At 38.2% G+C, this 23,530-nt stretch carries 26 protein-coding genes; 24 read left to right on the top strand and 2 right to left on the bottom strand.

Annotation, left to right across the window (positions count from 1 at the left end; all coding sequences use genetic code 11):
- Positions 1 to 90 precede the first annotated feature (90 nt).
- The gene (spoVM, locus tag RGB74_RS10965; protein WP_310261718.1) at positions 91 to 171 is read left to right on the top strand and encodes a stage V sporulation protein SpoVM; all 81 of its coding nucleotides are present in this window, start codon (positions 91 to 93) and stop codon (positions 169 to 171) included.
- 333 nt (positions 172 to 504) lie between these two features.
- Here the strand turns inward: spoVM and rpmB are convergent, their stop codons facing one another.
- Positions 505 to 693, bottom strand: a complete 189-nt coding sequence (rpmB, locus tag RGB74_RS10960) for a 50S ribosomal protein L28 (protein WP_066240673.1) — start codon at positions 691 to 693, stop codon at positions 505 to 507.
- 233 nt (positions 694 to 926) lie between these two features.
- Between rpmB and RGB74_RS10955 the strand changes: the two genes are divergently transcribed.
- The 11 genes from RGB74_RS10955 to rnc all read left to right on the top strand — a co-directional run bounded on the left by RGB74_RS10955 (position 927) and on the right by rnc (position 11,314).
- Entirely contained in the window at positions 927 to 1,289 is a 363-nt protein-coding gene (locus RGB74_RS10955) for an Asp23/Gls24 family envelope stress response protein (protein WP_066240675.1), read from the top strand.
- A gap of 15 nt (positions 1,290 to 1,304) precedes the next feature.
- On the top strand, positions 1,305 to 2,975 hold the full coding sequence (locus RGB74_RS10950) for a DAK2 domain-containing protein (protein ID WP_310759350.1): 1,671 nt from the start codon (positions 1,305 to 1,307) through the stop codon (positions 2,973 to 2,975).
- Between the two features lie 94 nt (positions 2,976 to 3,069).
- Complete coding sequence (gene sdaAB / locus RGB74_RS10945; protein WP_310759349.1) at positions 3,070 to 3,732, top strand: L-serine ammonia-lyase, iron-sulfur-dependent subunit beta; 663 nt, start codon at positions 3,070 to 3,072, stop codon at positions 3,730 to 3,732.
- Between the two features lie 12 nt (positions 3,733 to 3,744).
- Positions 3,745 to 4,632 (top strand): L-serine ammonia-lyase, iron-sulfur-dependent, subunit alpha, encoded by an 888-nt coding sequence (gene sdaAA / locus RGB74_RS10940; RefSeq protein ID WP_310759348.1) that lies wholly within the window; start codon positions 3,745 to 3,747, stop codon positions 4,630 to 4,632.
- On the top strand, positions 4,629 to 6,671 hold the full coding sequence (gene recG, locus RGB74_RS10935; protein ID WP_310759347.1) for an ATP-dependent DNA helicase RecG: 2,043 nt from the start codon (positions 4,629 to 4,631) through the stop codon (positions 6,669 to 6,671). The genes sdaAA and recG overlap by 4 nt, the downstream gene beginning before the upstream one ends.
- 169 nt (positions 6,672 to 6,840) lie before the next feature.
- Positions 6,841 to 7,413, top strand: a complete 573-nt coding sequence (fapR, locus tag RGB74_RS10930; protein WP_310759346.1) for a transcription factor FapR — start codon at positions 6,841 to 6,843, stop codon at positions 7,411 to 7,413.
- A gap of 6 nt (positions 7,414 to 7,419) precedes the next feature.
- The gene (gene plsX, locus RGB74_RS10925; RefSeq protein ID WP_310759345.1) at positions 7,420 to 8,418 is read left to right on the top strand and encodes a phosphate acyltransferase PlsX; all 999 of its coding nucleotides are present in this window, start codon (positions 7,420 to 7,422) and stop codon (positions 8,416 to 8,418) included.
- A 3-nt stretch (positions 8,419 to 8,421) separates the two neighbouring features.
- Positions 8,422 to 9,375, top strand: coding sequence for an ACP S-malonyltransferase (gene fabD / locus RGB74_RS10920; protein WP_310759344.1), 954 nt, complete (start codon positions 8,422 to 8,424; stop codon positions 9,373 to 9,375).
- A complete protein-coding gene (fabG, locus tag RGB74_RS10915; RefSeq protein WP_310759343.1) occupies positions 9,365 to 10,105 on the top strand; it encodes a 3-oxoacyl-[acyl-carrier-protein] reductase in 741 nt (246 codons plus the stop codon). Before fabD ends, fabG begins: the two co-directional genes overlap by 11 nt.
- A gap of 92 nt (positions 10,106 to 10,197) precedes the next feature.
- The gene (acpP, locus tag RGB74_RS10910; RefSeq protein ID WP_310759342.1) at positions 10,198 to 10,431 is read left to right on the top strand and encodes an acyl carrier protein; all 234 of its coding nucleotides are present in this window, start codon (positions 10,198 to 10,200) and stop codon (positions 10,429 to 10,431) included.
- A gap of 172 nt (positions 10,432 to 10,603) precedes the next feature.
- Positions 10,604 to 11,314, top strand: coding sequence for a ribonuclease III (gene rnc, locus RGB74_RS10905; protein ID WP_310762847.1), 711 nt, complete (start codon positions 10,604 to 10,606; stop codon positions 11,312 to 11,314).
- 51 nt (positions 11,315 to 11,365) lie between these two features.
- Here the strand turns inward: rnc and RGB74_RS10900 are convergent, their stop codons facing one another.
- Positions 11,366 to 11,590, bottom strand: coding sequence for a DUF1128 domain-containing protein (locus RGB74_RS10900; RefSeq protein ID WP_310759341.1), 225 nt, complete (start codon positions 11,588 to 11,590; stop codon positions 11,366 to 11,368).
- A 213-nt stretch (positions 11,591 to 11,803) separates the two neighbouring features.
- Here RGB74_RS10900 and smc point away from each other — a divergent pair, with 213 nt between their 5' ends.
- The 12 genes from smc to RGB74_RS10840 all read left to right on the top strand — a co-directional run bounded on the left by smc (position 11,804) and on the right by RGB74_RS10840 (position 23,529).
- Complete coding sequence (gene smc, locus RGB74_RS10895) at positions 11,804 to 15,370, top strand: chromosome segregation protein SMC (RefSeq protein ID WP_310759340.1); 3,567 nt, start codon at positions 11,804 to 11,806, stop codon at positions 15,368 to 15,370.
- A 12-nt stretch (positions 15,371 to 15,382) separates the two neighbouring features.
- Positions 15,383 to 16,381, top strand: coding sequence for a signal recognition particle-docking protein FtsY (gene ftsY, locus RGB74_RS10890; RefSeq protein WP_310759339.1), 999 nt, complete (start codon positions 15,383 to 15,385; stop codon positions 16,379 to 16,381).
- A gap of 541 nt (positions 16,382 to 16,922) precedes the next feature.
- Positions 16,923 to 17,246: a putative DNA-binding protein gene (locus RGB74_RS10885; RefSeq protein WP_310759338.1), complete on the top strand. Its 324-nt coding sequence runs from the start codon at positions 16,923 to 16,925 to the stop codon at positions 17,244 to 17,246.
- A gap of 15 nt (positions 17,247 to 17,261) precedes the next feature.
- The gene (ffh, locus tag RGB74_RS10880) at positions 17,262 to 18,608 is read left to right on the top strand and encodes a signal recognition particle protein (RefSeq protein WP_310759337.1); all 1,347 of its coding nucleotides are present in this window, start codon (positions 17,262 to 17,264) and stop codon (positions 18,606 to 18,608) included.
- Positions 18,609 to 18,690: 82 nt separating this feature from the next.
- A complete protein-coding gene (gene rpsP, locus RGB74_RS10875; protein ID WP_066393596.1) occupies positions 18,691 to 18,963 on the top strand; it encodes a 30S ribosomal protein S16 in 273 nt (90 codons plus the stop codon).
- A 21-nt stretch (positions 18,964 to 18,984) separates the two neighbouring features.
- Entirely contained in the window at positions 18,985 to 19,212 is a 228-nt protein-coding gene (locus tag RGB74_RS10870) for a KH domain-containing protein (protein WP_310261652.1), read from the top strand.
- 123 nt (positions 19,213 to 19,335) lie between these two features.
- Positions 19,336 to 19,851 (top strand): ribosome maturation factor RimM, encoded by a 516-nt coding sequence (rimM, locus tag RGB74_RS10865; protein ID WP_310759336.1) that lies wholly within the window; start codon positions 19,336 to 19,338, stop codon positions 19,849 to 19,851.
- Positions 19,851 to 20,597 carry a tRNA (guanosine(37)-N1)-methyltransferase TrmD gene (gene trmD / locus RGB74_RS10860; protein ID WP_310759335.1) on the top strand — a complete coding sequence of 249 codons (747 nt, stop codon included), beginning with the start codon at positions 19,851 to 19,853 and terminating at the stop codon, positions 20,595 to 20,597. The genes rimM and trmD overlap by 1 nt, the downstream gene beginning before the upstream one ends.
- A 114-nt stretch (positions 20,598 to 20,711) precedes the next feature.
- The gene (rplS, locus tag RGB74_RS10855; protein WP_310759334.1) at positions 20,712 to 21,056 is read left to right on the top strand and encodes a 50S ribosomal protein L19; all 345 of its coding nucleotides are present in this window, start codon (positions 20,712 to 20,714) and stop codon (positions 21,054 to 21,056) included.
- An 83-nt stretch (positions 21,057 to 21,139) separates the two neighbouring features.
- The gene (gene lepB / locus RGB74_RS10850; RefSeq protein ID WP_310759333.1) at positions 21,140 to 21,691 is read left to right on the top strand and encodes a signal peptidase I; all 552 of its coding nucleotides are present in this window, start codon (positions 21,140 to 21,142) and stop codon (positions 21,689 to 21,691) included.
- A gap of 10 nt (positions 21,692 to 21,701) precedes the next feature.
- Entirely contained in the window at positions 21,702 to 22,547 is an 846-nt protein-coding gene (gene ylqF, locus RGB74_RS10845) for a ribosome biogenesis GTPase YlqF (protein ID WP_310759332.1), read from the top strand.
- A gap of 196 nt (positions 22,548 to 22,743) precedes the next feature.
- Positions 22,744 to 23,529: a ribonuclease HII gene (locus tag RGB74_RS10840; RefSeq protein ID WP_310759331.1), complete on the top strand. Its 786-nt coding sequence runs from the start codon at positions 22,744 to 22,746 to the stop codon at positions 23,527 to 23,529.
- The last annotated feature ends 1 nt before the right edge of the window (position 23,530 follow it).

Here is a 23,530-nt window from a genome sequence, read left to right as displayed (position 1 = left end):
CCCCGAGGCACCATTTATAAAACGGGGAATAAATTATAATTATTACGTGTTTGCTCTTATCATTTTTTATGGGCCTGGAGGAGGGGTAAGATGAAATTTTATACCATTAAACTACCTAGATTTTTAGGGGGATTCGTTCGAGCCATTTTAGGATCTATGAAAAAAGGATAACAAACAAAAAAAGCGCTAATATAGCGCTTTTTTTGTTTGACAGATTTTTTACTTTTTTTAAAAGACCTTTGAAAAAAATGATTGTTGCATACAAATCTCTTTTTATTCTTCTTTGACAGTTGATTGTAGTGTGCCAGCGACTTGAAAAATCTTCTCGCAAGACATGCGACGAGGAAATAGCTTCGATAGAATTTGCTAGAAGACGCAGGAGCAGATTATTTATGGGCTCACCGCCTGCCCCGCGGAAAGCGAGCAACCTGAATCGAAAATCAACTACTTCCAAGAACAAACTTTTAGACAAAGAAAAAAACAGCAGTTAAACTGCTGTTTTTATTAAACGCGTTCTACTTTGCCAGACTTAAGTGCACGAGCAGATACGTATACGCGCTTAGGTTTTCCGTCCACAAGAATGCGAACCTTTTGGACATTAGCTCCCCAGCTTTTCTTTGATTTGTTCATAGCGTGAGAACGCTTGTTTCCTGTTTTAGGTCCTTTTCCAGTAATAAAACATTTACGAGCCATAGTATGTGAACCTCCTTTACAGCAAAAGCTTTGCATCAATTCAATCGTATGTTAAATACTAAATAATATTAGCATGACTCAAGTTGCAATGCAACACATTCATTTTTCTTTTTCAAGTAATTTTCCTTGACATTACTTTTTACATAGTGTGAAATGTAGATGTCCTTTTAAAAAACGACGATATATAGTACAATGTTTGTTAGCCATTTAACATTCTAAAGGGGGATGTAAGCATGTCCATTGAAATGAAAACAACCTATGGTCAAATTGATATTTCGAATGAAGTAATTGCTACAATAGCTGGCGGAGCAGCGATCGACTGTTACGGGATTGTCGGTATGGCTTCAAGAAAGCAATTGAAAGATGGGATAACTGAACTTTTAGGACGTGAAAATTTCTCCCGCGGGATCGTTGTCAGACAAGAAGAAGATGAAGTACATATTGATATGTATATCATTGTAAGTTACGGAACAAAGATTTCTGAAGTGGCTCACAATGTTCAGAACAAAGTGAAATATACCCTGGATCAAATGCTTGGTTTAGCGGTTGACTCAGTCAATATTTATGTTCAGGGTGTCAGGGTGACAACCCCTTAGTTAGGAGGAAGGTTCGTGTCTTTAAAAGTATTAGATGGAAAAAAGTTTGCTAACATGGTTCTTGAAGGAGCAGCAAACTTAACTAGAAACGCAGCAATGGTTGATGCACTGAATGTTTTCCCTGTTCCCGATGGTGATACAGGAACAAACATGAACTTGACAATTACATCAGGTGCCAAAGAAGTAGAAAAAAACATGAATAATAATGTTAGTACTATTGCAAATGCATTTGCAAAAGGATTATTGATGGGTGCCAGAGGAAACTCAGGTGTTATCTTATCCCAACTCTTCAGAGGGTTTTCTAAAGCTGTTGAAGGCAAAGAAATAATCACAGCTTCAGAGTTTGCCAATGCCTTTGATAAAGGTGTAGAAACAGCTTATAAAGCAGTAATGAAACCTGTTGAAGGAACAATTCTAACAGTTGCTAAAGATGCTGCAAAAAAAGCCGTTAAGGAAGCAAAAAAATCAGATGACGTACTTCATATTATGAAAGAAGTCTTGAAAGAATCAAAAGCTTCTTTAAACCGGACTCCTGATCTTCTTCCTGTTTTAAAAGAAGTGGGTGTTGTAGATTCAGGCGGACAAGGGCTTGTTACAGTGTATGAAGGCTTTTTAGCTGTATTAGAAGGCAGAGAACTTCCGAAGGTATCGGCAAACGCTGCTTCTATGAATGAACTCGTAAACGCAGAGCATCATAAAGCTCAAATTCATATGAAAACAGAAGATATTCATTTTGGATACTGCACAGAGTTCATGGTTAGATTTGAAACAGCTAAATTGAAAAACAATCCATTCGATGAAAATAACTTCCGTAACGAATTAAATGAGCACGGAGATTCATTGCTAGTTGTTGCAGATGAAGAAGTTGTGAAAGTTCATATTCATACTGAGCAGCCTGGTAATATGCTTACACTCGCTCATCGTTATGGAAGCTTAATCAACATTAAAATTGAAAATATGCGTGAACAGCACTCTGCCATTTTGGAAAGCGAGAATACGGTTATTCCTGCTTATACTCAATCTGAAAAAAAGAAAGAGTATGGAATTGTAACAGTTGCAATGGGTGAAGGGATCGAAGAAATGTTCTCTTCTATGGGAGCATCTGTCATTCAAGGCGGACAAACCATGAATCCAAGTACGGAAGATATTGTTCGTGCTATTCGTGAGGTAAACGCAGAAAAGGTTTTCATCCTTCCGAACAACAGTAATATCATTATGGCTTCTGAGCAAGCTGCAAGTGTCGTTGATGAAGAAGTTGTAATCATAAGAACGAAGACTGTTCCACAAGGGATTTCATCGATTCTGGCTTTTAATCCTTCAGCTAATATAAAGGAAAATGAAGAAAAGATGAACGAAGCGATTTCCAGTGTGAGATCCGGTCAAGTTACTTATGCTGTTCGTGACACATCTATTGATGGTGTTGAGATAGCAAAAGGTGACTTTATGGGTATATCTGAAGGAAAGATCATAACTTCGAAAACCGATAAACTGGTAGTAACAAAAGAACTTTTAGAAAAAATGATGGATGAAGATTCAGAAATCGTAACTATTATATATGGTGAAGATTCTTCTGAAGATGAGGCGCAGGAATTAGCAGATTTTCTTGAGGAAAAGTTCCCTGATGCCGAAGCTGAAATTCATAATGGAAAGCAGCCGATTTACTCTTTCATTTTGGCGGTTGAATAAAAACTAAAAGTATTCTCTCTTAAACTTAAAGTATGATAAAGTTAAGAGGGAATACTTATTTTATTGGGAAAAATGTAATGTGAAGGAGATTGACATGAAGTATAAAAGCGTATTTGATATTATTGGGCCGATAATGATTGGTCCGTCAAGTTCACATACAGCAGGAGCTGCCCGGATAGGCAGAGTGGCAAGGCATTTATTTGGAAGAAAGCCTGAATTTGCAAAAATATCTTTTTATGGTTCTTTTGCCAAAACGTATAGAGGACACGGGACAGATGTTGCAATAGTAGGGGGGATTCTGGATTATGATACTTTTGATACCCGGATTGTGGATGCGCTTACAATAGCGAAGTCAGAAGGGATCAAAGTTTCAATGTCGGAAGAAGATGCTGTAACTGATCACCCAAACACAGCTCGCGTCATTATTGGTGACAGTGATGGCCAGATAGAACTAGTGGGGATCTCTATTGGTGGAGGTAAGATTGAAATTACCGAACTGAATGGTTTTGAATTAAGACTCTCGGGTAATCACCCGGCACTTTTAATTGTGCATAACGATAAATATGGTGCCATTGCTGGTGTAGCGAACATTTTGGCAAAGCATGAGATTAATATCGGCCATATGGAAGTATCACGCAAAGAAAAGGGAAAAGAAGCACTCATGGTAATTGAAATAGATCAGAATGTTGATGATGTAATAACCAATGAATTGAATTCTCTTCCGATCGTCCAGCAAGTAGTTAAGATACATGATTAAGAGGTGAGTAGAATGTTTCGGAATGTAGCTGAATTAGTAGAACTTGCAGAATCAAAAAAATGCAAAGTATCAGAAATTATGATTGAACAAGAAATGGAAGTAACCGGGCGAACGAGAGAAGAAGTGTTTGCTTTTATGGATCGAAACTTAACGGTAATGGAAGAAGCAGTTGAACGAGGGATCACTGAGGATATCAAATCTCACTCAGGACTGACTGGCGGTGACGGAAAACTGCTGCAAGAATACATCAAAGCGGGTAAGTCATTATCCGGTGATCTGATGCTTGATGCAGTAAGTAAAGCAATGGCAACCAATGAAGTGAATGCAGCTATGGGGACTATTTGTGCAACACCAACTGCTGGTTCAGCAGGTGTCGTCCCTGGTACTTTGTTTGCTTTGAGGGAGAAGTTGAATCCGACTCGGGATCAAATGATTCAATACTTATTTGCATCAGGAGCGTTTGGATTTGTTGTTGCGAATAATGCATCCATTTCAGGTGCAGCTGGCGGATGTCAAGCGGAAGTAGGTTCCGCTACTGGAATGGCTGCTGCGGCTATTGTTGAATTAGCTGGTGGAACACCTTCCCAATCTGCCGAGGCATTTGCGATTGCCTTAAAGAACATGCTCGGATTAGTATGCGACCCTGTCGCAGGACTTGTAGAAGTACCTTGTGTAAAAAGAAATGCAATGGGAGCAAGCAATGCGATTGTGGCTGCAGATATGGCGCTTGCAGGAATCGTTAGCCGTATACCATGTGATGAAGTGATAGATGCCATGTACAAGATTGGATTGTCTATGCCGTCAGCTTTGCGTGAAACTGCACAAGGCGGTTTGGCAGCAACACCAACGGGAAGAGAGCTAGAAGCAAAAATTTTCGGAATACCGTTGAATAAAAAATGATGCTTCTTAACGATCAAACAACAGCAATTCAAGGTATTGGCGAGAAAAAAGCAGAAGAATTGATGAGTATGGGTATTTATTCAATTCAGGATCTTTTGGAGTATTTACCCTATCGTTATGAAGATTATCAATTAAAAGACTTAGCAGATATTGCACATGATGAAAAAGCAACAATAGAAGGGAAGGTTCATACTGAACCTTCTCTACGTTATTTTCCGAAAAAAAAATCTAGGTTATCTTTTCGGATGCTTGTAAGCAAATATTTGATTACTGCGGTTATTTTTAACCGGCCATTTTTTAAAAATCAAATTTCACTCGGACAAACTTTAACGGTTACTGGAAAATGGGACCGGAATAAAATGACATTAACAGTAAGTGATGTTCATTTTGGTACATTTTCAGAAGATCATAATATCGAGCCTGTATACTCTCTAAAAGGGCAAATGCACGGAAAAACGATGAGAAAAATAATGGCACAAGCTTTTGCTCAGTATAAAGGCCAGATCCCTGAGCCGCTCCCGGAGTATTTACGCGATACCTACCGCCTTCCGGGAAAAGAAGCGGCATTAAAGATGATGCACTTTCCACTGAATTTTAAGGAATTAAAGGCCGGCAGAAGAAGGCTAGCATATGAAGAACTTTTGTTTTTTCAATTGAAAATGCAGATTTTCAGGAAATGGAACAGACAACAATCTGAAGGGTCTTCAATAGTATTTGATCGCTCAAAAATAGAAATGTTTATTAAAGGTCTTCCATTTCAATTAACTGATGCTCAAGCCAAGGTGGTAAATGAAATATTAACAGATCTTACTGATACAAGCCGTATGAACAGACTTCTTCAAGGAGATGTAGGCTCTGGTAAAACAGTAGTAGCAGCGATTGCTCTTTATGCAGCTGTTACAGGAGGCAGACAGGGTGCTTTAATGGTCCCAACCGAGATATTGGCAGAACAGCATTTTACTTCACTAAAAGAATTGTTTGCTCCATACGGTATCACGGTAGCGCTATTAACGAGTTCTGTAAAAGGGAAATTAAGGAAAGAAACCTTACACATGCTGAGTCAAGGTGAAATACAGATCATGGTCGGGACACATGCCCTTATACAAGATGAAGTGAATTTTCAAAGACTTGGTTTAGTTATTACCGATGAGCAGCACCGGTTTGGAGTTAACCAAAGAAGAGTATTGCGTGAAAAAGGTTCGAGTCCCGATGTGTTGTTTATGACGGCTACTCCTATACCTCGTACACTCGCGATTTCTGCTTTTGGTGACATGGATGTTTCTACAATCGATGTAATGCCCGCTGGCAGAAAGCCAATCATCACCCATTGGGCAAAACACGGTATGCTTGAACAGGTGTTAGATTTCATGAAAAAAGAAATTTTGGCTGGAAGACAAGCCTATGTGATATGTCCTTTAATTGAGGAATCAGAAAAGGTAGATGTGCAAAATGCGATTGATGTACATGCTCAGTTAAGTGTATATTTTCAAGAATATCAAGTTGGATTAATGCATGGGAGGCTGCACTCTTCTGAGAAAGATGAAGTAATGAGGCAGTTCGCTTCAAATTCTTGCCAGATACTTGTTTCAACAACTGTTGTTGAAGTGGGTGTAAATGTTCCAAATGCTACGGTAATGGTTATTTATGATGCTGAAAGATTTGGATTGTCACAGCTGCATCAATTAAGAGGAAGAGTCGGCCGGGGAAGTGATCAATCATATTGTGTGCTGATTGCAGATCCAAAAACCGAAGAAGGTCAAGAACGTATGAGAATAATGACTGAGACAGTTAACGGATTTGAACTTTCAGAAAAGGATTTAGAGTTGCGAGGACCGGGAGACTTTTTCGGAAACAAGCAGAGCGGTTTGCCTGAATTTAAGGTTGCAGATCTAATCCATGATTATCGAATATTGGAAACGGCAAGAAATGATGCACAAAAACTAGTTAATTCCGAAGAGTTTTGGAATGACGAAATATATGCACCTATTAGAGAACTCCTTGAGAGTAGAGGAGTCTTGGATAAGGAAAGACTCGATTAATTGTTGAAAGATGAATACTGATACTATATACTACTATTAGTACCAGCTCATAATATCGGAAAACATATGCAGGTATGCCTTGTTATGGCACCTGCTTTTATAACGCCTTGCAACAATGAGGTGTTTTTGACATAAATGAGACCTTTCCAAAGGAAGAAGGAAATGATTTATGAAGAAAACGAAAAAGGAGCGACAAATGCTTCTTACTGAAACGATCAAACAAACACCATTCATAACAGACGAAGAGCTCGCTGAAAAGTTTGGAGTAAGTGTCCAGACAATCAGACTGGACCGCCTTGAACTTTCCATTCCTGAACTAAGAGAACGAATTAAATCAGTTGCGGTTACGAAACTAGATGAAGTTAAGGCTTTGCCTCTTGATGAAGTGATAGGTGAAATTATCGACCTACAATTGGATCAATCTGCTATTTCAATCTTGGATATTAGAGAAGAGCACGTTTTCTCAAGAAATAAAATAGCAAGAGGTCATCATGTTTTTGCACAAGCTAATTCTTTAGCTGTCGCTATTATTAATGATGAGCTTGCATTAACGGCAAAAGCAAATATTCGTTTTTCCCGGACGGTAAAAGCAGGGGAAAGAATTATTGCAAAAGCAAGGGTTTTAGAAAAGGCCTCAGAACGCACAATTGTCGAAGTAAATAGTTTTGTTGATAAAGAACTTGTTTTTAACGGTGAATTTACGATGTACAGATCAAAACAAGATTCGAAGGAAGGAAGTTAAATCAACATGAATATCGCAATAGACGCAATGGGCGGCGACAATGCACCAAAGGAGATTGTTAAAGGTGCACTGCTAGCTGTTGAACAATATCCTGATCTTGTAATTACATTAGTCGGTAATGAAAATAAAATCAAAGAGCATTTAACGAATGATCACCCTTTCAAGATCATACATACAGAAGAAGTGATCGAAACATCGGAAGAACCGGTTCGCGCTGTTCGTCGTAAAAAAAATGCTTCTATGGTTCTAGCAGCTAATGAAGTGAAATCTGGTAATGCAGATGCTTATATATCAGCAGGAAATACCGGAGCACTAATGGCAAGCGGATTATTCTATGTTGGAAGAATAAAAGGAATCGAAAGACCAGCACTTGCACCAACACTTCCAACGTTAGACGGCCGCGGATTTTTATTTTTAGATGTAGGTGCAAATATGGATGCGAAACCTGAACATTTATTGCAGTATGCACTTATGGGTTCAGTTTATTGTAAGCAAGTAAGAGGAATCGAAAATCCTCGAGTAGGTTTGCTGAATGTAGGAGCAGAAAACGAAAAGGGAAATGCTTTAACAAAAGCAGCTTTTCCGCTTTTACAAGAAGCTGACATTAACTTTGTTGGAAATGTAGAATCCAGAGATCTTCTTATGGGTGCTGCTGATGTTGTTGTTTGTGACGGATTTGCAGGGAACCTCGTTTTAAAATCAATCGAGGGAACTGCTATGAGTATGTTCTCGATGATAAAAGAAACACTTACATCAAGTTTAACGAGCAAGATTGCTGCCGGCGTATTAAAACCAAAACTTCGCGGAATCAAAGATAAACTCGACTACACAGAGTATGGAGGAGCGGGACTTTTTGGATTAGCAGCTCCGGTTATTAAAGCACACGGTTCTTCTAATGCTAATGCGGTCTTAAATGCTATTAGGCAGACCAAAGAAATGGTTGACAAAAACGTCGTAAACACCATTTTGGATCATGTTCAATCAAACGATAATAAGGAGGAATAGGATATGGGCAAAATCGCTTTTCTATTTCCTGGACAAGGGTCACAATTTGTAGGAATGGGTAAACAATTAGCTGAACAGGAAACTGCTGCGAAAGATGTATTTTCAAAAGCGGATGAAAAACTGAAGCTGGACTTATCAAAAATCATTTTTGAAGGACCAGAAGAAGTATTAAAGAAAACAGAATATACACAGCCTGCGCTGTTAACTGTAAGTACTGCAGTATTAGAAGTATTTAAGCAACATGGGATAAAACCAGATTTCACGGCAGGGCATAGCTTAGGTGAGTATTCAGCATTAGTAGCAGCAGAAAGTATATCTTTTGAAGATGCCGTTTTTGCAGTAAGAAACAGAGGACTCCTTATGGAAGAAGCTGTCCCTTCAGGTGTCGGTACGATGGCAGCTGTTTTAGGGATGGATCAAGAGCAATTAGAATCTATTACTAGCGAAGTAACAGAATCAGGAAACAGTGTACAAGTAGCAAACTTAAACTGCCCTGGACAAATAGTTATTTCCGGAACTGTAAAAGGTGTGGAAGACGCTGGAGCGCAGGCGAAAAAAGAAGGTGCAAAAGTAATTCCGCTGCAAGTGAGCGGACCTTTTCATTCTTCATTAATGAAACCGGCAGCGGAGAAGTTTTCTGAAGTTTTGTCAGCGATTGAAATAAAGGATGCAAAAACACCTGTAATCGCTAATGTAACAGCGAAACCTGTAACTGCCGGAGCGGAGATTAAAGTAAAACTGATCGAACAGCTTTATTCGCCTGTTCGCTGGGAAGAAACAGTCCGTGAATTGATGGATCAAGGTGTAGATACATTTATTGAAATCGGACCAGGAAAAGTTTTATGCGGTCTTATTAAAAAAGTAAACCGAAGAGCTAATTGTATGGCAATCGGTGATATGGATTCATTAGCAGCAGCTGTTGAAAAACTGAAGGGAGAATCTATTGATGCTAACTAATAAATCTGTTTTAGTAACTGGAGCTTCAAGAGGAATTGGCCGTGCTATTGCACTTTATTTTGCCAAACAAGGTGCAAAAGTAGCTGTTAACTATTCAGGCAGTGAAGAAAAAGCAAACGAAGTAGTAGCAGAGATTAAAGAAAACGGCGGAACTGCTTTTTCTATAAAGGCAGATATTTCGAGCAGTGATGATGTTGCAAATATGATTAAAACAGTGATCGATGAATTTGGAAGCCTGGATGTTCTCGTTAATAATGCTGGAATCACTAGAGATAACTTACTGATGAGAATGAAAGAAGAAGATTGGGATGCTGTTATTAATACAAACCTTAAAGGTGTGTTTTTAACAACAAAAGCCGTTACTAGGCAAATGATGAAACAAAGAAATGGCCGCATTATTAATATCGCATCCATTGTTGGTGTATCTGGAAATGCTGGACAAGCAAATTATGTGGCAGCAAAAGCGGGAGTAATCGGTTTAACGAAAACAACGGCTAAAGAACTTTCATCCAGAGGGATTACGGTTAATGCAATTGCTCCTGGTTTTATAGAGACAGATATGACAGGTAAACTTGAAGAAGGAATTAAAGAAGATATGTTAAGAAACATACCTTTAGCCCGATTTGGACAGCCTGATGATATCGCAGCCGCAGCCGCTTTCCTTGCGAGTGACCAAAGTTCTTATATTACTGGTCAAACACTGCATGTTGACGGCGGAATGGTAATGTAATCCTTCTAATTTTTGTTTTAATGAGGATTGGTAATTCCTCTAGTTTTTTTAGAAGAAAAAGCATATACTATTGAAAGGAGGTGACACACATTATGGCAGACGTAATAGAAAGAGTTTCAAAGATTGTTGTAGACCGTCTTGGTGTTGACGCGTCTGAGGTTAAGCCTGAAGCTTCCTTCAAAGAAGATCTTGGTGCAGATTCTCTTGATGTAGTTGAACTTGTAATGGAACTTGAGGATGAGTTCGAATTAGAAATTTCTGATGAAGATGCTGAAAAAATTGCAACTGTTGGTGATGTTGTAAATTACATAAACAGCAAACAGTAAGGTTTCGGATAAAGTCCCGTTTTTTAACGGGGCTTTCTTCCCTTTTATGGGAAGGAACAATAAAATAGCCCTTTTACGAGATTTTTGGAGGAAGTTTATGAAAGGTTCAAAACATCAATCTACTCAAAAGAAAATAATTAAAAATCGGTTTAAATCCGTTTCAAAAAAGGGTATGGACGATAAGGTCCGCATCCAGAAAGTAGCCCCTTTACAGGAACATTTAAACGTAACTTTTGAAAATGTAAAACTTTTAGCACAAGCTTTTACCCATTCATCATATGTGAATGAGCATCGAGGAAGAACATTTGAAGATAACGAAAGGCTGGAGTTTTTAGGGGATGCCGTTTTGGAATTGACCATTTCTCAATTTTTATACAGTAAGTTCACAAACATGAGTGAAGGCGAGCTCACCAAATTAAGAGCTGCGATTGTATGTGAACCATCACTCGTGCTTTTTGCAAACGAATTGCACTTTGGTGATTATGTATTACTGGGAAAAGGTGAAGAAAACACGGGTGGAAGAACTCGCCCGGCACTGCTAGCCGATGTCTTTGAAGCTTTTATCGGAGCGCTTTACTTGGATCAGGGACTTGAGAAGGTTAAAGAATTTTTAAACCAGCACGTGGTTCCGCGTATTAACGAAGGTGCTTTTTCTCATGTGATGGATTTTAAGAGCCAGCTGCAGGAATATGTTCAGCGAGAAGGATTAGGTCACATCGATTATAAGATTGTTCAGGAAAAAGGACCTGCGCATAACAGAGAATTTGTTTCTGAAGTAAGATTAAATGAAGAAGCATTTGGAATCGGCTACGGAAGGTCGAAAAAAGAAGCTGAACAACATGCTGCACAAGAAGCTATTGGTAAATTCTCTAAAAAGATCTAGTAAAAAACCCCCTCGAATGATGTTTACCACACATCGATTCAGGGGGTTCTATTATTTCTTTTTCAGAGATGCAAGCTCTTCAACAATACTTTCCATATCACGAATGCTGAAAGAAGGCATCTTCATCACCATTTCATAAAGCTCTTTAACATCTTCATATTTATTTAACTCATAATCTTCGGGTTGAATAATACCGCTGTTTACAATTTGCAGTTTCTTTTTTAAACTTTCGATCATAAATGAAATATTTTCATGGTTTTCGATAGACAAGTCCATTGGAAAGCTCCTTTTGTGCAATTTTAATAGTATATAGATATGAAATAATACATGAAACAGCCGTCCTAATAAGCTTTCTTCATTTTAGCACAATATAATCTTTGTGACTATGCAAGGTCAAAACTATGATAAAATAAATAGGTTAGATTATACATAATCAGAAAAATGAATCGACTATAATAGTGATTCATGTAACGTAAGGGGGATTAAAAGATGTTCCTCAAAAGAATTGATGTAGCTGGGTTTAAATCTTTTGCTGAAAGAATCCAAGTTGAATTTGTTCAAGGGGTAACAGCAGTTGTCGGTCCAAATGGAAGCGGGAAGAGTAATATTTCTGACGCAGTTCGTTGGGTCCTTGGAGAACAATCTGCAAAATCACTGCGCGGCTCTAAAATGGAAGATATTATTTTTGCCGGAAGTGATAACCGTAAACCATTAAACGTGGCAGAAGTGACACTTACTTTAGACAATGAAGATCAGCATCTGCCGCTTGATTATAATGAATTATCGATTACTAGAAGAGTGTTTCGTTCAGGAGACAGTGAATACTTGATCAATAAACAACAATGCAGATTAAAAGATATAGTTGAATTATTCATGGATTCAGGCTTGGGAAGAGAAGCTTTTTCTATTATCGGTCAAGGCCGGGTAGAGGAAATTTTAAGCAGTAAGTCTGAAGAAAGAAGGAAGATTTTTGAAGAAGCTGCTGGTGTTTTGAAATACAAAACAAGAAAACAAAAGGCAGAACAAAAATTATCTGAAACCCAAGAGAATTTAAATCGTGTGGAAGATATTTTGCATGAACTAGAAGATCAAGTTGAGCCGCTAAAAATACAGGCTTCAATCGCTAAAGATTTTCTTGAAAAAAAACAAGAGCTTGAAGTTGTTGAAACGGCAGTGCTTGTTCATGAAATCGAGGACTTGCACCAGCGCTGGGAAAAGCAAAAACTCTTTGTAGCGGAATTACAGCAGCAAGAGGAGGCATTATCGCGCCAAGTCAGACACGGAGAAACAACCATTGAACGTGCAAGACTGGATATGCAGGCGATGGATGAATCTATCGATGAACTGCAGGGGGCACTCCTATTAGCTAGTGAAACGCTTGAAAAACTTGAAGGTAAAAAAGAAGTATTAAAGGAAAGAAAGAAAAACTATGATCAGCATAAATCTTCTTTAATAGAGCAGATTCAGCAGCTTAAAGAAAAAAGAGACCATCTTGAGAAACAATTAAAGATCGAGAATGAAGTGCTTTCTGAGAAAGAAAAGCAGTTAAAACAAGTAAAAAAACAAGTGAAAGAAGAAGAAGGTCGTTTGGCAGTTCTTGAAATGGACGTAGAATCTGAACTAGAAAAGCTTAAAAGTGATTATTTTGATCGTCTCAACGAACAAACGACAATTAAAAATGAGATTCGATACATTGAAGAACAGTCCAAGCAGCAAAGTTTCAAAAGTGGAAAATTAGATGAAGAAAACAATAAATATATAATTCAAAGATCAGAATTACAAAAAGCAAAATTAGAATTCCAGAACAAATTCCAATTGGCTGAAACGGAATTAAAACAAAAGCTTGAAGAATATCAAAATGTACGTTTTGTGATATCAAAAAAAGAAATGGATAATCAAAAAGTTCAAGAAAAATTATACCAAGCTTACCAGTTTATTCAGCAGTTTAAATCAAAAAAAGAGATGCTGGAATCTATGCAAGACGAATACGCAGGTTTTATGCAAGGTGTAAAAGAAGTATTAAAAGCTAAGAATTCCCGTTTGAATGGTATAGAAGGAGCCGTGGCCGAGCTCATTTCTGTTCCATCTGAAGTTGAAACAGCTATAGAAACCGCTTTAGGCGGTTCAATGCAGCATATTGTCGTTGATCATGATCAAAATGCGATGAAGGCAATACAGTATCTGAAACAAACAAGAGCAGGCAGAGCAACATTCTTACCATTAAACGTGATAAAGGCACGATCTGTTTCGAATGGTGATGCACAAAATGCGAGTATGGTTGAATCGTTTGTTGGAGTTGCTGCAAATCTAATCAAGTATGATGAGAAATACGAAAACATTGTTGGAAATTTATTAGGTAATATCATCATTTCTAAAGATATTAAAGGCGCGAATGAAATTGCAAAAAAAGTGAGCTATCGTTACCGGATTGTAACTTTAGAAGGTGATGTTGTAAGTCCAGGCGGTTCTATGTCAGGGGGAAGCCTGAAGCAAAAGAGCACATCTCTATTAAGCAGGCAGCGTGAAGTTGAAGAGCTGTCAGAAAAGTTAATCGTAATGGAGAAACAAACTCTTCAGCTCGAATCGAAAGTTTCCAAGCAAAAGGAAGAACTAATTAAAGAAAAAGAACGTTTAGAACAATTAAGGGTTCAAGGGGAACAATATAGAGAGCTAGAACAAGAATTAAAATCCCAATTACGTGAAGCAGAATTGGATGAAAAGAATTTGAACGACAGACTTCAGTTGTATGATCGGGAAAAACAATCGTTTAATACCGAGAAAACAGCTGCAGAAATTAGATTATCCGATCTTCAAAGTAAATTCAATTTAGCTGTGCAAGCTGGAAAAAATCTTGAAGACAAAATTGCGGATTTATCAGAAAAGAAAAAGATGCACCAAACCTCCAAAGAAGAATTGAGAGAGACTTTAACCGCTCTGAAAATTAAAGCGGCAGAACTTGAGCAGCAAGTTGCTAACCAAAAAGAAAAAAGTGAACGGCTGCAAGAGGAGTTTCATATTGCAAAAGAAAAAACAAAAGAAAATGAAGAAGATTTCTGGCTCCTTGAAAAAGAAATGAATACAAGTTCTTCTGGTGAGGATTCGCTTGATGAGCAAATCACTCAAAAAAGACATGAAAAAAATTCAGCGATTAAATTGATTGCTGAAAGAAGACAAGAGAGAATGAAATCCTTCCAATCCGTTGAATTGATGGAAACTGAACTGAAAGAAGCAAAAAGACAATATAAGCAGTTAAGTGACGGTCTGAAGACAGAAGAAGTAAGTATCAACAGACTCGATGTTGAATTAGAAAATCGTTTGACGCTTTTACGTGAAGAGTATGAACTTACTTATGAAGGTGCGAAAGAAAAACATAAATTAGAGATTCCTCTGCAGGACGCCAAGAAGAAAGTTAGACTTATTAAAATGGCGATTGAAGAGCTTGGTGTTGTAAACATTGGCGCGATTGAGGAATATGAGAGAGTCAGTCAGCGGTATAACTTTTTGATCGAACAAAGAAATGATCTAACCGAAGCGAAGGATACTTTATATGGTGTAATCTCTGAAATGGATGAAGAAATGAAAAACAGGTTTGAAGAAACATTTACAGCGATCCGTTCTCATTTTGGAGTTATCTTTAAAGAGTTGTTCGGCGGTGGCCGTGCAGATCTTGTCCTGACGCAGCCTGATGACATGCTTTCAACAGGCGTAGATATAATGGCTCAGCCTCCAGGAAAGAAATTGCAGCAGCTCGGCTTGCTGTCGGGAGGAGAACGTGCCTTAACAGCTATCGCATTACTGTTTGCGATCTTGAAAGTCAGACCAGTACCATTCTGTATACTAGACGAAGTAGAAGCAGCGCTGGATGATGCAAATGTACATCGCTTTGCTAAATTTCTTCGTGCATTTAGCAAAGACACCCAGTTTATCGTGGTTACTCATCGAAAAGGAACAATGGAAGAAGCAGATGTATTATATGGCGTTACGATGCAGGAATCAGGTGTATCAAAGCTTGTCTCTGTTCGATTAGAAGATACACGTGAATTAGTAACATCTTAAGGAGGAAATGCAGTGAGCTTTTTAAAACGACTAAAAGAAAAATTTTCAAATCAATCAAATGAATCAGATGCTTCATCTGAAAAATTTAAAAGCGGTCTTGAAAAAACAAGAAATTCATTTTCTTTTAAAGTAAATGATCTTTTGAAAAGATACAGAAAAGTGGATGAAGATTTTTTTGAAGAACTGGAAGAAATCTTAATTAGTGCTGATGTTGGAGTTCACACTGTAATGGATATTATTGATGAACTAAAGGATCTTGCACGTACAAAAAATATAAAGAATCCAATAGAGCTTCGTTCATCCATTACTGAAAAACTTGCCGAAATGCTGCAAAAAGACGATGGCGACAGTGAACTTAACATTCAAACAGACGGGATGACCGTAATATTGTTTGTTGGTGTTAATGGGGTTGGAAAAACAACGACCATCGGAAAACTTGCTCATCAGCTAAAGAATGAAGGCAAAAAAGTAATATTAGCTGCAGGAGATACATTCCGAGCTGGAGCAATCGATCAGCTTGAAGTTTGGGGAGAACGTGCTGGAGTAGATGTGATTAAACATCACGAAGGTGCTGATCCAGCTGCTGTTATTTTTGACAGCATCCAGGCTGCCAAGTCACGAAAAGCAGATGTGCTTTTATGTGATACAGCCGGAAGACTGCAAAATAAAGTAAATTTAATGAATGAGCTGTCAAAGGTGAAACGTGTTATTGAACGCGAGGTACCAGGAGCTCCACATGAAGTGCTATTAGTTGTAGATGCAACGACTGGTCAAAACGCAATGAATCAAGCGAAAACGTTTGGCCAGTCAACTGATGTTACAGGCCTAGTGCTGACAAAATTAGATGGAACGGCTAAAGGCGGGATTGTTCTGGCTATTCGTCACGAGCTTGATATTCCTGTAAAGTTTGTAGGTTTAGGTGAAAAAATAGACGACCTTCAAAAATTTGATTCAGAACAATTTGTTTACGGATTATTTGCTGGAAGTGAAGATGAGGAAGAAGCAGAGTAATTCTGCTTCTTTTTTTAGGCTCTGTTTTTGTAGCCTTTAAAAAAATGGAGGGGTTGATTTCCTTTCCAGGGTGCTCGCTTTCCACGGGGCGTGCGGTGAGCCCCCTCGCCGCTTTGCGCCAGGAGTGGTCTCACCTGTCCCGCTCGTCCCGTAGGAGTCTCGCACCTTGCACTCCAATCAACTTTACAATGGGGAAAATAAACAAAGTGCCGAAAGCAACCATTTTATAACAAATCAAAAACACCTTATGTTCAATTTATGGGAGATGAAAATCCATGGGTCTCATAGCTCTCATAACTTCTAGTTCACCTTTATAGAACAACGCTGAAGTTTAACAAAATCTTTTACTATAGAAATAAACCGTAAATCAGGAGAACTCTGATTTTATCGTTTTTATAGCGGATTGTGGTTCTTTTCGTCAGACTTAAATTTTAAATTGAGCCACCGAAGTTTTTCTGACAAGAAAAAAACTTGACATCTTAAACGCCCAATTGTATGATATTCACGTAAAGGCATTTCACTTAACAAGGGTTGTGAAAGTATGCTCGATAAAACGATGAGAATGAACTACCTTTATGATTTTTATCAATCACTTTTAACCCCTAAACAAAGAAATTATATGGGGTTGTATTATTTGGATGATTATTCTCTCGGTGAAATTGCCGAACAGTATAGTGTCAGCCGCCAAGCCGTTTATGATAATATAAAACGGACAGAGGCGATGCTCGAGGAATACGAAGATAAGTTAGGGCTTTTTGCAAAGTTTCAGGAACGTGAACAGTTGCTGTCATCTTTAAGAGAGCTGCTGAAATCTGAACCTGATAACGTACTTGCAATTATCGATCGCCTTGAAAATATGGAATAGGAGGCGTTCAAAAAGATGGCATTTGAAGGTTTAGCCGACCGTCTTCAGAACACTTTACAGAAAATCCGCGGAAAAGGGAAAGTAAATGAAGCGGATGTAAAGGAAATGATGAGGGAAGTACGCCTCGCCCTTCTAGAGGCAGACGTTAACTTTAAAGTGGTAAAAGATTTTGTGAAAAAGGTATCTGAACGTGCAGTTGGTCAGGAAGTCTTAAAAAGTTTGACTCCCGGACAGCAAGTTGTAAAAGTAGTAAATGACGAACTTACAACACTAATGGGTGGAGAACAAAGTAAGATTGCAGTTTCAAACCGGCCACCTACAGTTATAATGATGGTTGGTCTCCAAGGTGCTGGTAAGACTACCACTACTGGAAAGCTTGCAAATCATTTACGAAAGAAACAAAATCGAAAACCACTGCTTGCTGCAGCAGACATCTATCGTCCCGCGGCGATAAAACAGCTAGAAACAGTTGGAAAGCAGCTTGATTTCCCCGTGTTTCAAATGGGTGATCAAGTAAGTCCTGTTAAAATTGCTGAATCTGCTATCGCTAAGGCGAAAGAAGATCATCATGATTATGTCATTATCGATACAGCTGGACGTCTTCACATTGATGAAAATTTGATGGACGAATTGAAGCAGGTTAAAGAAATTTCAAAACCTGATGAAATTTTTCTAGTTGTAGACGCGATGACCGGTCAAGATGCGGTCAATGTAGCGCAAAGTTTTAATGAAGCATTGGGAATCACTGGTGTTGTATTAACAAAGCTTGATGGAGATACACGCGGTGGTGCCGCACTGTCAATAAAAGCTGTAACAGGACTTCCAATTAAGTTTGTAGGTCTTGGAGAAAAGATGGATGCTTTAGAGCCTTTCCATCCTGACAGAATGGCTTCAAGAATCTTAGGGATGGGTGACATGCTTACTCTAATCGAAAAGGCTCAAACCTCAGTAGATGAAGAGAAGGCACGTGATCTGCAGAAGAAGATGCGTGATATGTCTTTCACATTTGATGATTTTCTCGATCAAATGGGGCAGGTCCGTAACTTAGGTCCTTTAGATGAAATACTTGGAATGCTTCCAGGTGCAAACAAAATGAAAGGCTTAAAAAACGTACAGATTGATGAAAAACAGATCAATCACGTTGAAGCCATCATTCGATCGATGACGCTCAAAGAAAGAGAGCAGCCAGAGATTATTAATGCAAGCCGTAAGAGACGTATTGCTAAAGGAAGCGGACGTCCGGTGCAAGAAATTAATCGCCTTATCAAACAGTTCGAGGACATGAAGAAGATGATGAAACAAATGTCCGGAATGATGAATGGCAAAAAGAAAAAAGGCGGATTTAAATTCCCTTTTATGTAAACTGAATTTTCAGGTTTACAAACCTGTCAATTTATACTATTATATTATTTTGTGTGAACTATTTTCGGAGGTGCAAGTTATAATGGCAGTAAAAATTCGTTTAAAACGCATGGGTGCTAAGAAAGCTCCTTTTTATCGTGTAGTAGTAGCAGATTCTCGTTCTCCTCGTGATGGACGTTTCATTGAAGAAATCGGAACTTACAACCCAGTTGCTAACCCAGCTGAAGTTAAGATCAATGAAGAAAAAGCTCTTGAGTGGATGACAAATGGTGCAAAACCATCTGACACGGTTCGTAACCTATTCTCAAAAGCTGGTCTTATGGAGAAATTCCACAACGCTAAAAACCAAAAATAATTGTGACTGAGGGGTACTGTGATGACAGAGTTAATCGAAGCGATTGTTAAGGCTCTAGTTGATCATCCAGAGGAAGTCAGCGTCAATGAAGTAAAAGAAGGTCATCGCCTTGTTTATCAGTTAAGTGTTCATCAAACCGATATGGGGAAAGTGATCGGTAAGCAAGGAAGAGTGGCTAAAGCGATTCGTACTGTTGTTAACGCCGCAGGTACGAACCAAAATAAAAGGATTTCAATCGAAATCGTATAAAAAAGGATGGGGGAAACCTCTTCCTTTTTTTCTTATTTATAAAGTATACATACACTGGATTATGCTAAAATTTAGTTTATGAGATTTTTTTTCGAGTGATTACATATAAGGGCAGGTATAGATATGGACAAATGGCTTAATGTTGGGAAAATTGTAAATACACATGGAATTAGAGGAGAAGTGCGTGTTATCTCGAGAACGGATTTTCCAGAAGAACGGTATAAAATTGGAAACACATTATATATCGAAAAGGAAACAGGTGATCTCACTCCTGTAACGATTGAAGCTCATCGTAAACATAAACAATTTGACCTTTTAACATTTGAAGAATTTAAGAACATTAATCAAGTAGAACCATTTAAAGGTCTCCTTTTAAAAGCGTCAAAAGACCAAGCGGTTTCACTAGATGAAGGTGAATTCTTTTATCGTGACATTATAGGCTGTTCAGTTTTTACAGCAGAAGGTGAAGAACTTGGCAAAGTGAAAGAAATTTTATCACCTGGAGCTAATGATGTATGGATCGTTAAACGGAAAGGATTTGGTTCTGATATTCTGATCCCTTACATCCCACCTGTAGTAAAAACTGTTGATATTGAAAATAAAAAAATAATCATTGAGCCTCTAGAAGGTTTATTTTAATGAAGATCGATGTCTTAAGTTTGTTTCCTGATATGTTTTCTGGTGTATTTGGCCAATCTATTCTGAAGAAAGCACAAGAAAAGCAAGCTGTAGAATTTCGAGTTTTGGATTTCAGAGAATTTTCCACGAATAAGCATCGCAATGTAGATGACTACCCATATGGCGGCGGAGCAGGGATGGTATTGACGCCTCAACCGCTGTTTGATGCTGTAGAATCTTTGAAGGCAGGTAATTCGTCAAAGCCTAGGATTGTACTCCTTTGTCCTCAAGGGGAACGATTCAATCAGCAAAAAGCTGAAGAATTTTCTAAAGAAGATCATTTAATCTTTCTTTGCGGCCATTATGAGGGATACGACGAGCGTGTTCGGGAATTCCTAGTGACAGATGAGATATCGATTGGTGATTATATTTTAACAGGCGGGGAACTTGGAGCAATGGTTGTCATCGATGCTGTAACTAGACTACTTCCTGGTGTCTTAGGAAAGGAAGAATCCCATCTGCAAGATTCATTTACTACTGGTCTGTTAGAACACCCCCATTACACAAGACCTGCTGAATTCAGAGGAATGAAGGTTCCGGAAGTACTCATGTCAGGGAATCATAAACATATTGAAGAGTGGAGAAAGAAAGAATCATTAAGAAGAACGTATGTTAGAAGACCTGATTTATTAGAAAAGATGAATCTTTCTGTATTAGAAGAAAAGTGGCTAGAAGAAATAAAGCAAAATAATACGAAAACAACTTGATAGGCAATTGTTTAATGTGGTATTATATTATTTGTGGCTTATGCCCGTTTAATCCGGTGTTCCGCTGCCTCGTATAAAGTGCAAGAACATCTTTGGGAAGGGAGGCAATAAACTATGCAACAGCTTATTGCAGATTTAGCAAAAGATCAATTAAAAACAGATTTACCTAAATTCCGTTCAGGTGACACTGTTCGTGTACACGTGAAAGTAATCGAGGGTACTCGTGAGCGTATCCAGCTTTTTGAAGGCGTTGTTATTAAAAAGCGTGGATCTGGGATTTCTGAAACGTTTACTGTTCGTAAAATTTCTTACGGTGTTGGTGTGGAGCGTGCGTTCCCAGTACATTCACCAAAGATTGCGAACCTTGAAGTTGTACGCCGCGGTAAAGTTCGCCGTGCGAAGCTATACTATCTTCGTGCACTTCGTGGTAAAGCAGCTCGTATCAAAGAAATTCGCTAATAATTCTCGAAAGGAGCTTGACTATTCAAGCTCCTTTTTCCATATTATAAGTAGGTAATTTCTAAAGATGGTGAGGATTTAATATGGTACGTAAAAAAAATGAAACATTGGAATGGGTCAAAGCATTAGCAGCAGCATTATTATTAGCAGGGATTATCAGGTTTTTCCTGTTCGCACCAGTAGTCGTAGATGGACAATCTATGATGCCTACTCTGCACGATGGAGATCGTCTTATTGTCAGTAAGATCGGATATATGATTGGTGAACCAAAAAGATTTGATATTGTTGTTTTCCATGCTACAGAAGAAAAAGATTACATAAAACGTGTGATTGGTTTACCAGGCGATGAGATCGAGTATAAAGACGATAAGCTTTATGTGAATGGTAAAGAAGTGAAAGAAGAATACTTAAAACCGTATAAAGCAAAAACAAAAGACGGCAACCTGACTTATGATTTTACATTATATGAATTAACAGGCAAACAGAAAGTTCCGAAGGGGCAATTGTTTGTTTTAGGAGATAATCGCCGTAATTCGAGTGACAGCAGAAACATTGGCACGATCGATAAAGATTTACTATTAGGTAAAGCTTCGTTCCGTTTTTGGCCATTATCAGATATTGGATTTGTAAAGTAGGGTGAAATAAATGACCATTCAATGGTTTCCGGGCCATATGGCAAAAGCCCGCAGAGAAATAACTGAAAAACTGAAAATGATCGACGTTGTATTTGAACTAGTGGATGCAAGAATTCCGTTGGCTTCACGCAATCCGATGATTGATGAAATATTGGCAGGAAAACCCCGTATAGTATTGCTAAATAAGGCTGACTTAGCTGACCCTAAAGTTACATCACTTTGGCAGTCTTATTTTTCAGAAAAAGGAATACCGTCATTAGCTATTAACTCACAAGACGGAAAAGGCATTAAGAAGATTGAGCCGGTTGCTCATGAACTTGTTAAAGAAAAATTTGATAAGATGAGAGCAAAGGGAATAGTTAAAACACGGGCAGTTCGGGCATTGATTGTAGGTATACCCAACGTAGGAAAATCTACAATCATAAACAGAATGGCAGGTAAAAACATAGCTGTTACGGGGGATAAGCCAGGTGTAACAAAAAAGCAGCAATGGATAAAAGCAGGGAAAACCTTAGAGTTATTGGACACCCCAGGAATATTGTGGCCGAAATTCGAGGATGAATCTATTGGTTTGAAACTTGCTGTAACTGGAGCTATAAAAGAAACGTTATTTGATTTTACAGAGGTCGTATTGTTTGCTGTGAAATATTTAAATGATCACTATCAAGAACGTATAATTGACCGTTATAAACTTTCTAATTTGCCTGATGATCCGCTTAAACTTTTTGAAGAAATCGGCAAAAAAAGAGGATGTATTATGAGCGGTGGAGAAGTCGACCTTGAAAAGACAGCCGAAATCGTACTTCGCGATTTAAGAGCAGAAAAGCTTGGCCGATTATCATATGAAACACCATAATTTGAAGGAAAAGGCGCTTGATTTTTAAGTGTCTTTTTTCTTTATACGATAGCCCTGTTAGAAAATAGCCTATACTTAATGTAGCTGTAATTGTGAAAGTAGTTATTCGATAAAATACAAATTAGAATTTGAAGTCTATCTTAATACTTTTCTTATTTGTACGATATATAAAATACATATAAAGAGCGTGGGGAAAATGAAGCTTTCAATTAAAGAGTGGGATTCAGCGTTAAAGTCGTGTTCAATTAAGGACTTGCCACATTTGCTCAAACAACTCTCGACAGATGAGCGGCAAGGTGTAAAAAGATTGGTTGAAGTATATAAAAAGCGAATCCATTTATATGAAGAAGAGCAAGAAAGACTAGAAAAGATTAGTTGCTTTGAAAAGCAATGTTATAAAAATGGAAAGAAACGAATTGCAGGGGTAGATGAAGTGGGCAGGGGGCCGTTGGCGGGACCGGTAGTTGCTGCTGCAGTAATATTGCCAGAAGGATTTACTTTAGAAGGAATAAATGATTCAAAAAAACTGTCCGAAAAAAAACGAAAAACATTATTTGAATCGATTATAGCTAATGCTATAAGTTACAGTATTTGTTTAATTGAACCAATCCAAATCGATGAAATCAATATTTATCAAGCATCTAAACTCGCCATGACAGAAGCGGTTTGTAAATTAGAAGTTGAGCCTGATCAATTATTGATCGATGCGATGGAAGTTCCTTTGAATATCGATCAAATGAAAATTATTAAAGGGGATGAAAAAAGCATTTCCATTGCTGCAGCATCCATCGTTGCAAAAGTAACAAGAGATAGCTACATGAAAGATCTAGACGAAGTATATCCGCAGTATGGCTTTAAGACAAACATGGGATATGGTACTAAAGAACATATTGATGCCTTAAGGGAATTTGGTGCTACAGACGTTCATCGTAAATCATTTAACCCAGTTGGAGAATTTATTCAAATCACCGGGAGTGAATAAA

This window comes from Bacillus sp. NEB1478 (assembly GCF_031582965.1).
GTDB lineage: Bacteria > Bacillota > Bacilli > Bacillales > Fictibacillaceae > Fictibacillus.
This window is presented reverse-complemented; position numbering and strand designations above follow the sequence as displayed.

What these genes read in the sequence shown, in the direction of transcription:
- spoVM (WP_310261718.1), top strand. Translation starts at nt 91, where the DNA reads ATGAAATTTTATACCATTAAACTACCTAGATTTTTAGGGGGATTCGTT.
- rpmB (WP_066240673.1), bottom strand. Translation starts at nt 693, where the DNA reads ATGGCTCGTAAATGTTTTATTACTGGAAAAGGACCTAAAACAGGAAAC.
- RGB74_RS10955 (WP_066240675.1), top strand. Translation starts at nt 927, where the DNA reads ATGTCCATTGAAATGAAAACAACCTATGGTCAAATTGATATTTCGAAT.
- sdaAB (WP_310759349.1), top strand. Translation starts at nt 3,070, where the DNA reads ATGAAGTATAAAAGCGTATTTGATATTATTGGGCCGATAATGATTGGT.
- sdaAA (WP_310759348.1), top strand. Translation starts at nt 3,745, where the DNA reads ATGTTTCGGAATGTAGCTGAATTAGTAGAACTTGCAGAATCAAAAAAA.
- recG (WP_310759347.1), top strand. Translation starts at nt 4,629, where the DNA reads ATGATGCTTCTTAACGATCAAACAACAGCAATTCAAGGTATTGGCGAG.
- fapR (WP_310759346.1), top strand. Translation starts at nt 6,841, where the DNA reads ATGAAGAAAACGAAAAAGGAGCGACAAATGCTTCTTACTGAAACGATC.
- plsX (WP_310759345.1), top strand. Translation starts at nt 7,420, where the DNA reads ATGAATATCGCAATAGACGCAATGGGCGGCGACAATGCACCAAAGGAG.
- fabD (WP_310759344.1), top strand. Translation starts at nt 8,422, where the DNA reads ATGGGCAAAATCGCTTTTCTATTTCCTGGACAAGGGTCACAATTTGTA.
- fabG (WP_310759343.1), top strand. Translation starts at nt 9,365, where the DNA reads ATGCTAACTAATAAATCTGTTTTAGTAACTGGAGCTTCAAGAGGAATT.
- acpP (WP_310759342.1), top strand. Translation starts at nt 10,198, where the DNA reads ATGGCAGACGTAATAGAAAGAGTTTCAAAGATTGTTGTAGACCGTCTT.
- rnc (WP_310762847.1), top strand. Translation starts at nt 10,604, where the DNA reads ATGGACGATAAGGTCCGCATCCAGAAAGTAGCCCCTTTACAGGAACAT.
- RGB74_RS10900 (WP_310759341.1), bottom strand. Translation starts at nt 11,590, where the DNA reads ATGGACTTGTCTATCGAAAACCATGAAAATATTTCATTTATGATCGAA.
- smc (WP_310759340.1), top strand. Translation starts at nt 11,804, where the DNA reads ATGTTCCTCAAAAGAATTGATGTAGCTGGGTTTAAATCTTTTGCTGAA.
- RGB74_RS10885 (WP_310759338.1), top strand. Translation starts at nt 16,923, where the DNA reads ATGCTCGATAAAACGATGAGAATGAACTACCTTTATGATTTTTATCAA.
- ffh (WP_310759337.1), top strand. Translation starts at nt 17,262, where the DNA reads ATGGCATTTGAAGGTTTAGCCGACCGTCTTCAGAACACTTTACAGAAA.
- rpsP (WP_066393596.1), top strand. Translation starts at nt 18,691, where the DNA reads ATGGCAGTAAAAATTCGTTTAAAACGCATGGGTGCTAAGAAAGCTCCT.
- RGB74_RS10870 (WP_310261652.1), top strand. Translation starts at nt 18,985, where the DNA reads ATGACAGAGTTAATCGAAGCGATTGTTAAGGCTCTAGTTGATCATCCA.
- rimM (WP_310759336.1), top strand. Translation starts at nt 19,336, where the DNA reads ATGGACAAATGGCTTAATGTTGGGAAAATTGTAAATACACATGGAATT.
- trmD (WP_310759335.1), top strand. Translation starts at nt 19,851, where the DNA reads ATGAAGATCGATGTCTTAAGTTTGTTTCCTGATATGTTTTCTGGTGTA.
- rplS (WP_310759334.1), top strand. Translation starts at nt 20,712, where the DNA reads ATGCAACAGCTTATTGCAGATTTAGCAAAAGATCAATTAAAAACAGAT.
- lepB (WP_310759333.1), top strand. Translation starts at nt 21,140, where the DNA reads ATGGTACGTAAAAAAAATGAAACATTGGAATGGGTCAAAGCATTAGCA.
- ylqF (WP_310759332.1), top strand. Translation starts at nt 21,702, where the DNA reads ATGACCATTCAATGGTTTCCGGGCCATATGGCAAAAGCCCGCAGAGAA.
- RGB74_RS10840 (WP_310759331.1), top strand. Translation starts at nt 22,744, where the DNA reads ATGAAGCTTTCAATTAAAGAGTGGGATTCAGCGTTAAAGTCGTGTTCA.